General features: G+C 67.6%; 8 protein-coding genes. 4 read left to right on the top strand and 4 right to left on the bottom strand.

Translation table 11 applies throughout. The features are described from left to right. Nucleotides 1-335: 335 nt before the first annotated feature. Genes ACCC94_RS25565 through ACCC94_RS25555 form a run of 3 tightly spaced genes read right to left on the bottom strand, consistent with a single transcriptional unit; the run spans nucleotide 336 to nucleotide 3,711 of the window. Complete coding sequence (locus ACCC94_RS25565; RefSeq protein ID WP_413352423.1) at nucleotides 336-1,616, bottom strand: cytochrome c; 1,281 nt, start codon at nucleotides 1,614-1,616, stop codon at nucleotides 336-338. Beyond that, a complete protein-coding gene (locus ACCC94_RS25560; protein ID WP_413352422.1) occupies nucleotides 1,613-3,202 on the bottom strand; it encodes a GMC family oxidoreductase in 1,590 nt (529 codons plus the stop codon). The genes ACCC94_RS25565 and ACCC94_RS25560 overlap by 4 nt, the downstream gene beginning before the upstream one ends. 2 nt (nucleotides 3,203-3,204) lie before the next feature. Then, on the bottom strand, nucleotides 3,205-3,711 hold the full coding sequence (locus ACCC94_RS25555; RefSeq protein WP_413352421.1) for a sugar dehydrogenase complex small subunit: 507 nt from the start codon (nucleotides 3,709-3,711) through the stop codon (nucleotides 3,205-3,207). Nucleotides 3,712-3,922: 211 nt separating this feature from the next. Between ACCC94_RS25555 and ACCC94_RS25550 the strand changes: the two genes are divergently transcribed. The 3 genes from ACCC94_RS25550 (at nucleotide 3,923) to ACCC94_RS25540 (ending at nucleotide 6,658) form a co-directional block, all read left to right on the top strand. Further along, nucleotides 3,923-4,717: a thymidylate synthase gene (locus tag ACCC94_RS25550; protein ID WP_413352420.1), complete on the top strand. Its 795-nt coding sequence runs from the start codon at nucleotides 3,923-3,925 to the stop codon at nucleotides 4,715-4,717. Nucleotides 4,718-5,058: 341 nt separating this feature from the next. Continuing rightward, the gene (locus ACCC94_RS25545; protein ID WP_413352419.1) at nucleotides 5,059-6,216 is read left to right on the top strand and encodes an iron-containing alcohol dehydrogenase; all 1,158 of its coding nucleotides are present in this window, start codon (nucleotides 5,059-5,061) and stop codon (nucleotides 6,214-6,216) included. A 7-nt stretch (nucleotides 6,217-6,223) separates the two neighbouring features. Further along, nucleotides 6,224-6,658, top strand: coding sequence for an acyl-CoA thioesterase (locus ACCC94_RS25540; protein WP_413352418.1), 435 nt, complete (start codon nucleotides 6,224-6,226; stop codon nucleotides 6,656-6,658). 268 nt (nucleotides 6,659-6,926) lie between these two features. Here ACCC94_RS25540 and ACCC94_RS25535 read toward each other — a convergent pair whose 3' ends face one another. After that, nucleotides 6,927-7,292, bottom strand: coding sequence for a hypothetical protein (locus tag ACCC94_RS25535; RefSeq protein WP_413352417.1), 366 nt, complete (start codon nucleotides 7,290-7,292; stop codon nucleotides 6,927-6,929). Between the two features lie 271 nt (nucleotides 7,293-7,563). Here ACCC94_RS25535 and ACCC94_RS25530 point away from each other — a divergent pair. Then, on the top strand, nucleotides 7,564-8,018 hold a 455-nt coding region (locus ACCC94_RS25530), incomplete at its 3' end, for a DUF2087 domain-containing protein (RefSeq protein WP_413352416.1).

Raw genomic sequence — 8,018 nt, 5'->3', positions numbered from 1 at the left:
GGTCCACCCACCACCCAAGGCCGAGGGTCACCGCCAGCAGCACCCCGGCGCAGGCTGCCAGCCAGGCGCGGCGAGGGCGGGGCGTCGGGCGGGAGGCGGGCAGCTTGGGCTGTGGCATGGGACTTCCGTTGTTCTCTGGCAAGCCGGCGCAGCTTCGGCGAGGGGCGGCTGGCTGTCAACGCGCAGCGCTCGCAGTCGGGGCTGCTTGCCAGGGCTCCCGGCCCGCTTTTTCGTAGGGCGCATAACGCGCCAGCGTTATCCGCCGTTGTGGTTGTGAGTTCGGCAGATAACCTGTTCCAGGTTACGCGCCCTACGGCGGAACGCTTGGACCGGTCTCAGGGCTGGCGAATCTCCGCGACCCGTGCGCTGTCGACCTTCAACTCGGGATTGCCGAATTGCGCGGTGAGGTAGTTGACCAGGGTCGCGATCTGCTCGTCGTTCAGCGTGCCGGCAAAGCCCGGCATGAACACGTCGTCGTTGCCGACCTTGCGGTGCACGCCGCCGAGCACCACCTGCACCAGGTTGTCCGGCTGCAGGGCGCCCACTGCGCTGTTCTTCAGCAGCATCGGGTAGTAACCGTCCTTCACCCCTTCGCCGCTCCAGGAATGGCAGCTGGCGCAGTTGCCCAGGTACAGGCGCGCGCCGTCGTCGTGCTGCCGGGCGGCGAAGTCCTGGCCGCGCAGGGTGGCCACATCGTCCGCCGGCTCGCCCCAGGCGAAGCGCGCCTTGCGCTCGCCGTCGCTGACCGCCGGCACGCTGCGCAGGTAGCTGGCGATGGCCTGCAGGTCGGCGTCGGTCATGTACTGGAAGCTGTGCTCCACCGCCTCGGCCATGGGGCCTGCGGCCTGGGCCTTGCCCGGTACGCGGCCGCTCCTGAGGTACTGGACGATCTCCGCGTCGCTCCAGCCGCCGATGCCGCTGTGGGTATCCGGGGTGATGTTGAAGGCGTACCAGCCGCCCAGCGCGGCGCCGGCGAGGAAGCCGGTACCGCGCTCGTCCGTCGCCTTCTCCTGGAACGCCATGCCGCGCGGCGTGTGGCAGGTGCCGCAGTGGGCCAGGCCCTGGACCAGGTAGGCGCCGCGGTTCCAGGCCGGGCTCTGTTTCGGGTTGTTCTGGTAGACCTTGTCGTCGTGGAACAGCAGGTTCCAGATCGCCAGTGGCCAGCGCATGTCCAGCGGCCAGGCGATGTCGGAATCCTGGTTGGGCTGCGCCACGGCCTGCACGCCGCCTTCGAGGAACCAGGCGTAGAGCGCCTTCATGTCCTCGTCGGTGATCTTCGCGTAGGCGGTGTAGGGCATCGCCGGGTAGAGCCGGGTGCCGCCCTTGGCCACGCCCTCGCGCACGGCACGGGAAAAGTCGTCGAAGCTGTAGCTGCCGATGCCGGTCTTCGGGTCGGGGGTGATGTTGGTGGAGTACACAGCACCCAGCGGAGTGGCCAACGGCATGCCGCCCGCGAAGGGCTTGCCGCCCGGCGCGGTGTGGCAGGCCGCGCAGTCGCCGGCGCGGGCCAGGTATTCGCCGCGTTGCAGCAGTTCCGCCGGCGCCGGGTCCAGCGCGTTGGCAGCCTGGCAGGCCAGCGGCGCGGCCAGCAGGGCGAGCAGCAGGAATCGCTTCATGCCTTGGCCTCCCGCTTCAGGTGCTCGGCCAGGCGCAGGGCCAGGGCGGCGATGGTCAGGGTGCAGTTCACCGAGCCGACGGTGGGCATCACGCCGCTGCTGGCGATGAACAGGTTGGGATGGTCATGGGTGCGGCATTGGGAGTCCACCACCGAATCCTTCGGATCGGCTCCCATCAGCAGCGTGCCGGTGATGTGGTTGTTGTTGGCGAAGTTGTCGATGAACTGCACCTCTTCGCCGCCCAGCAGCTGGGCGGCGTGGGCATAGACCTCGCGGGTGTGCACCGCGCTCCTGCGCACGTAGTCGTCCATTGCATAGGTGAATTCGGGCTTGGGGATGCCCACCGCATCGCGCTCGGTGGCGCTGGGCACGATACGGTTCTCCGGGTGCGGGAGGATTTCGTGGAAGCTGTCGAAACGCACGAAGCGCGCGGCGCGGTCGCGGATCTTCGCCTCCAGGTCATGGCCCAGCAGCAACGGTCCGTGGCGGATCAGCTCGGCGGCCACCTGGTCGGTGCGCGAAAGGTTGGACAGGTGGATCTTCTTCGACGCGTATTCGCTGCGGAAGGCGCCGTCGCGGAAGCCGACCATGGAAGTCATCTCCTGCGGCCCGCGCCCCGGCCAGAGCTTCTCGTCGGCATAGAACTGCACGGCAGTGCCGGGGTGGTCCATGAGGTTGCGGCCGACCATGTCCGAGCTGTTGCCGACCTCGGACATGAGCATCAGCTTGGGCGTCTCGATGCCGTTGGCGGCGAGGATGAAGGTGTCGCCCTCGACGCGCACTTCGTTGCCCTGCGGGTCCTTGTACAGCGCTGCGACTATCCTGCCGGCCTCGCCTTTCTCCAGCTTGAACACCACGGCGTTGTCGATCAGCCGGGCGCCGGCGGCCTCGGCCTTGTCGACGTGGACGATGCCGTTGTACATGGCGCCGATGGGGCAGATCGGCATGCAGTTGTTGTTGCCGCAGCAGGTCGGGCGGCCATCGTAGGGTCGGCTGTTGCGCGCCACCGGTTCGGTGACCACGCGGTAGCCGTTGGCGTTGAGCAGGGTCTTGATGCGCTGCTCGTTCCACGACAGCGGCAGCGGCGGCATCGGGTAGGGCTGGCTGCGCGGCGAGTCGAGTTCCTCGTCGACCGGGCCCCAGACGCCCAGCTCTTCCTCGGCGCGCTGGTACCAGGGCTCCAGCTCGGCATATTCGATGGGCCAGTCGCGGCCCACGCCGTAGAGGCTGCGCAGCTTGAAATCGTTGGGCAGGAAGCGCCAGGCGGACGCCGCCCAGTGCCAGGTGGTGCCCCCCACGGCGCGGATGTACTGCACGTCGTAGGGGTGTTCGCCCTTCTGGATCAGGTAGTGGTTGTCCGGCTTGAATTGCGGGTGCGGCGCGTGGGAGCTGGACGGGTAGGGCGCCTGGTTGTCGGACTTGTCCGCCTGGTTGCGGAAGCGCTCGACGATTTCCCAACGGCCCATGCGCGGGCCGGCTTCGAGAATGAGCACGTCCTTGCCGGCCAGGGCCAGCTGATGGGCGACCAGTGCGCCGGCCACGCCGGAGCCGACCACCACGAAATCCGCGCGTTGCGTCTGCGCCATCTTCAGGCCCCCCGTTCGGTGGGCTGCGCCGCCCAGAAGCCCGGCTTGTTCGGGCAATAGCTGCGGATCACCAGCACGTCGTCCACCGCACGGAACATCAGTGCCTGTTCGTAGGTGACGACCGTGGCGCTGGTGTCATCGCCGATTTGTCCCAGGTACCAGCCGCCGAGGATCTGCCGGGCCAGCCATTGCTGGCGCTCGCTCCAGCTGTCCGGGGCGTCGCCCAGGCGTTCGAGCAGCTCGGCCAGGCTCTGCTTGAGCGCGGTGTCGCGCTGTGCCAGAGCCTGGAACAGGCGCTGGCCGATGCGCGGGTCGAGGTTGCTGCGCCCGGTCAGGCGCTGGGACAGGGTCATGAAGCTTTCCAGCTCCTTCTCCGCTTGCGGTGTCAGCGCTGCCCAGGTGCGCGCGGCGGGGCTGAGGAGCACGCCGCCCAGCGCGGCGCCGGCACAGGCCACCGCCAGCAAGCGGCGGCGCGAAAGGGGGAAGGCGGGCAGCTGTGCCTCGGACATGACGACCTCTCCTGCAACGGGCGAAACGGTGGGTGAGCGCGGTCTGTCGCCGCTCGGATCGGGTGTTGGTCGGCCAGGGTGGCGATACCGGGCCCAGGCCCTTAGTATTGCGGCTTGTTCAGATTCTGCCGGGCGAAACGTTCTGCCGGCGGCTCACCCCGGAGCCGCGACGCAGAGCCTCACCGACCGGCTTTCGGGTGGAACCGCAGCGATGAAACAGTACCTCGACCTCATGCGCCACGTGCGCGAACACGGCACCTTCAAGAGCGACCGCACCGGCACCGGCACCTACAGCGTGTTCGGCCACCAGATGCGTTTCGACCTCGCCGAGGGCTTCCCGCTGGTGACCACCAAGAAGTGCCACCTCAAATCGATCGTCCATGAGCTGCTGTGGTTCCTCAAAGGTTCGACCAACATCGCCTACCTGAAGGAAAACGGCGTCTCGATCTGGGACGAATGGGCCGACGAGAACGGCGACCTGGGCCCGGTCTACGGCTACCAGTGGCGCTCCTGGCCGGCGCCGGACGGCCGCCACATCGACCAGATCGCCAACCTGATGGAGATGCTGAAGAACAACCCGGACTCGCGCCGGCTGATCGTCTCCGCGTGGAACCCTGCGCTGATCGACGAAATGGCCCTGCCGCCGTGCCACGCGCTGTTCCAGTTCTATGTGGCCGACGGCAAGCTCAGCTGCCAGCTGTACCAGCGCTCGGCCGACATCTTCCTCGGCGTGCCCTTCAACATCGCCAGCTACGCGCTGCTGACCCTGATGGTCGCGCAGGTCGCCGGGCTGCAACCGGGCGAGTTCATCTGGACCGGCGGCGACTGCCACCTGTACGCCAACCACCTGGAACAGGCCGACCTGCAGCTGACCCGCCAGCCGCTGCCGCTGCCCGCCATGAAGATCAACCCCGAGGTGAAGGACCTGTTCGACTTCCGCTTCGAGGACTTCGAACTGGTCGGCTATGAAGCCCACCCGCACATCAAGGCGCCGGTCGCTGTGTGACCTGCCCTCGATGAAGAAAAGGCCGGCGCAATGCCGGCTTTTTTTGTTTTCGTGTGGCTTGCATCGCCGGGCTATGGCCTTTCTCTGATACCCCGTGCCTGGGTTTCCCTCTCCCTAACCCTCTCCCTGAAGGGAGAGGGCGGGGGAGAGGGTGGCCCGAGGACAGATGTTTCCCTACGACCACGAAACGACGCATGCCCGCAGCATTCATTCTGTGAATAACTGTTTCGCCTGGCGGTACAAGGTTTCATGGGTATGCCCCGCGTTGCTATGCTGCCCCAGCTGGCCATCTAGCAGGCCAACGGATTTTCCGCCGTACAACGACAAGACCGGGGACCGTCATGCAGCCTTTCAGCTTCGCCACCACCGCGCAGATTCTCTGCGAAAGTGGTTCCGCCGCCCGCCTGGGTGAACTCTGCCGCGAACGCGGCGCCCAGCGCGTGCTCATCGTCACCGACCCCGGCATCACCCGCCTGAACATGCTCGACGGCGTGCTGCCCGGCTTCGCTTCGGCCGGCGTGGCGGTGGAAGTCTTCGACCAGGTGCTGGCCGACCCGCCGGAAAGCATCGTGCTGGATGCCACCGAGCAGGCGCGGCGGATGGCCGCGCAGCTGGTGGTCGGGTTCGGCGGCGGCAGCTCGATGGACGTCGCCAAGCTGGTGGCCCTGCTGGCGCATCCGCTGGCCGCACAGGAGCTGAAGGACGTCTTCGGCGTCGGCAATGCCCGCGGTCCGCGCCTGCCGCTGATCCAGGTGCCGACCACCGCCGGCACCGGCTCGGAAGTGACGCCCATCGCCATCGTCACCACCGGCGAGACCACCAAGATGGGCGTGGTCAGCCCGCACCTGCTGCCTGATCTCGCGGTGCTCGACGCCGACCTCACCCTCGGCCTGCCGCCGGCAGTCACTGCTGCCACCGGCATCGACGCCATGGTCCACGCCATCGAGGCGTACACCAGCAAGTTGAAGAAGAACCCGCTGTCCGACCTGCTGGCCCGCGAGGCCCTGCGCCTGCTGGCACTGAACCTCGACGAAGCGGTGCACAACGGCGGCAATCGCGAGGCGCGCCAGGCCATGCTGCTGGGCGCCTGCCTGGCGGGTCAGGCGTTCGCCAACGCCCCGGTGGCCGCTGTGCACGCGCTGGCCTACCCGCTGGGCGGGCATTTCCACATTCCCCACGGCCTGAGCAACGCGCTGGTGCTGCCCGAGGTGATCCGCTTCAATGCGCCCAGCGCCGGCCCGCTGTACGCCGAACTGGCGCCGTTGCTGCTGGGCGAACGCCTGCGCGGCGATGCCGACCGCACCGAACAGTTCATCGCCGAACTGGCCAACCTCAGCCCGCGCAGCGGCCTGCCGTCGCGCCTGCGCGATGCCGGCGTGCCGGAGAGCAGCCTGCCGCAACTGGCCGCCGATGCGATGCTGCAGCAGCGCCTGCTGGTGAATAATCCCCGCGAAGTCAGCGAGAACGACGCGCTGGCCATCTACCGAGCCGCCTTCTGAGAATCCGATGAGCGAACAGCACCCCAGCCGCGCCGACTACGCGCACTTCCAGCCGATTACCACGCGCTGGCATGACAACGACATCTATGGCCACGTGAACAACGTGACCTACTACGGCTTCTTCGACACCGCAGTGAACACCTACCTGATCCAGCGCGGTGGCCTGGATATCCACGACGGCGAGGTGGTGGGCTTCGTGGTCAGTTCCAGCTGCGACTACTTCGCGCCGGTGGCCTTCCCCGAGCGGATCGAAGTCGGCCTGCGGGTCGGCAAGCTGGGCAACAGCTCGGTGCAGTACGAGCTGGCGATCTTCCGCGAGGGCGATGAACTGGCCTGCGCGGCGGGCAGGTTCGTGCATGTCTTCGTGGATCGGGCGAGCAACCGGCCGGTGTCGATTCCGGCGCGGCTGCGCGAAGCGATGGAAGGGCTGGTGCGCGGCTGACCGGTAAGAGCGGGCCTTCACGGTGTTCCGCCTGCAACCTCGGCGCTGCGACGGTTCGCGAGCAAGCTCGCTCCTACAGTTCCGCCCAAACGCCGGCGCGATCTTCGTAGGAGCGAGCTTGCTCGCGAACCGCATGGCGCTGCACTCCCCCGTCAAACGCGAAATATCTCGCGGGTGACGTAAACCCAGACGGGGGATATTTTTTGTGGGGGCGCGCGGTGGGGCCGGCATCGTCCGCGATAAGTGCGCTCCCTGCCATGCGCGCCCGTCACCACCCCATCGGATAATGCTCGATCCGGCACGGCCGGCTGTTGCCGTCGCCCTTGCAGATGCCGTCCAGGTACTGGTAGCGCATCCACACCCGCTGCCCTGGCTCGGGCCAATGCTTGCGCGGGATGCGGCTCTGCCAGTCGGCGCTTTCCGGTTCGAAGGCGATGAGCTCGCCCGGACTCGGGCACTGGGTGCCTGCCGCGTGCGGCTTGGCCGACTCCACCCGGCCCTCCAGACCCCGCACAGGCAGTTTCAGTGCCCGGGTGATTTCCACTTCCAGCTGGCAGACCTGCCAGTCCCCGGCGTACGCGGTCTGCGCGGCGCAGAGCGCCAGCAGCAGTCCGGCGGCAGCAAGAGCTTTCACGAGCAACTCCTTGTTCGAAATAATCCCTCCCGGCAAGCCTATACCAGCCTCGTGGGATGACACGGGGCTTGTCCCGGGCGGTGCGACAGGCCTATGCTGGCCGCCGGTCGGCAGTTCACCCAGGCGTCGCCGCCTCCGTATGGAGAGCGCTAAACCTGCCGCGCGGTTCCCCGCATCCTTGATGATCCGACACACTTTCCCCGTGCCGCATCGGAATGGCGACCCCCGGTAACCTCCTCGCGAGGTCTTGGCACGCAACGAGGATTGCACTGTGTCCAGGCAACGCTTGCCCTACCACGCTCCCGATATCTCGGCCCTGGCGAAATCGCTGGCGCGCCAGCTCGACGACTCGCCGGAGCGCCCCGGTCATGTCGAACTGCTCAACCTGCTCGCCCGTGCGGTGGGCTTCCGCAACTATCAGGCGCTGCGTGCCAGCCATCAGGCCGAGACGCGATTGACGCGTGGGGCCGAACCCGAGGCGGTGGTGGACTTTCGCCGTGTCGAGCAATGGCGGCGCTATTTCGATGACGCCGGCTGCCTGCAGCGCTGGCCGAAGAAGCACAGCCACCGCGAGGTGTGCCTCTGGGTGCTGTGGTCGCGGTTGCCGGCACGGCAGCGCTGGAGCGAGCGCGAGCTCAACCAGCGGCTGCGCGCCCAGGAATGCCTGGGCGACCACCTGCTGTTGCGAAGGGCGCTGGTGGATGGCGGGTGGCTCGCCCGCACCGA

The sequence above is a fragment of the Pseudomonas sp. Pseusp97 genome (assembly GCF_047304025.1).
Lineage (GTDB): Bacteria > Pseudomonadota > Gammaproteobacteria > Pseudomonadales > Pseudomonadaceae > Pseudomonas.
Note: the sequence above shows the minus strand (reverse complement) of the source record. Positions and strands in the feature narration are given on the sequence as shown.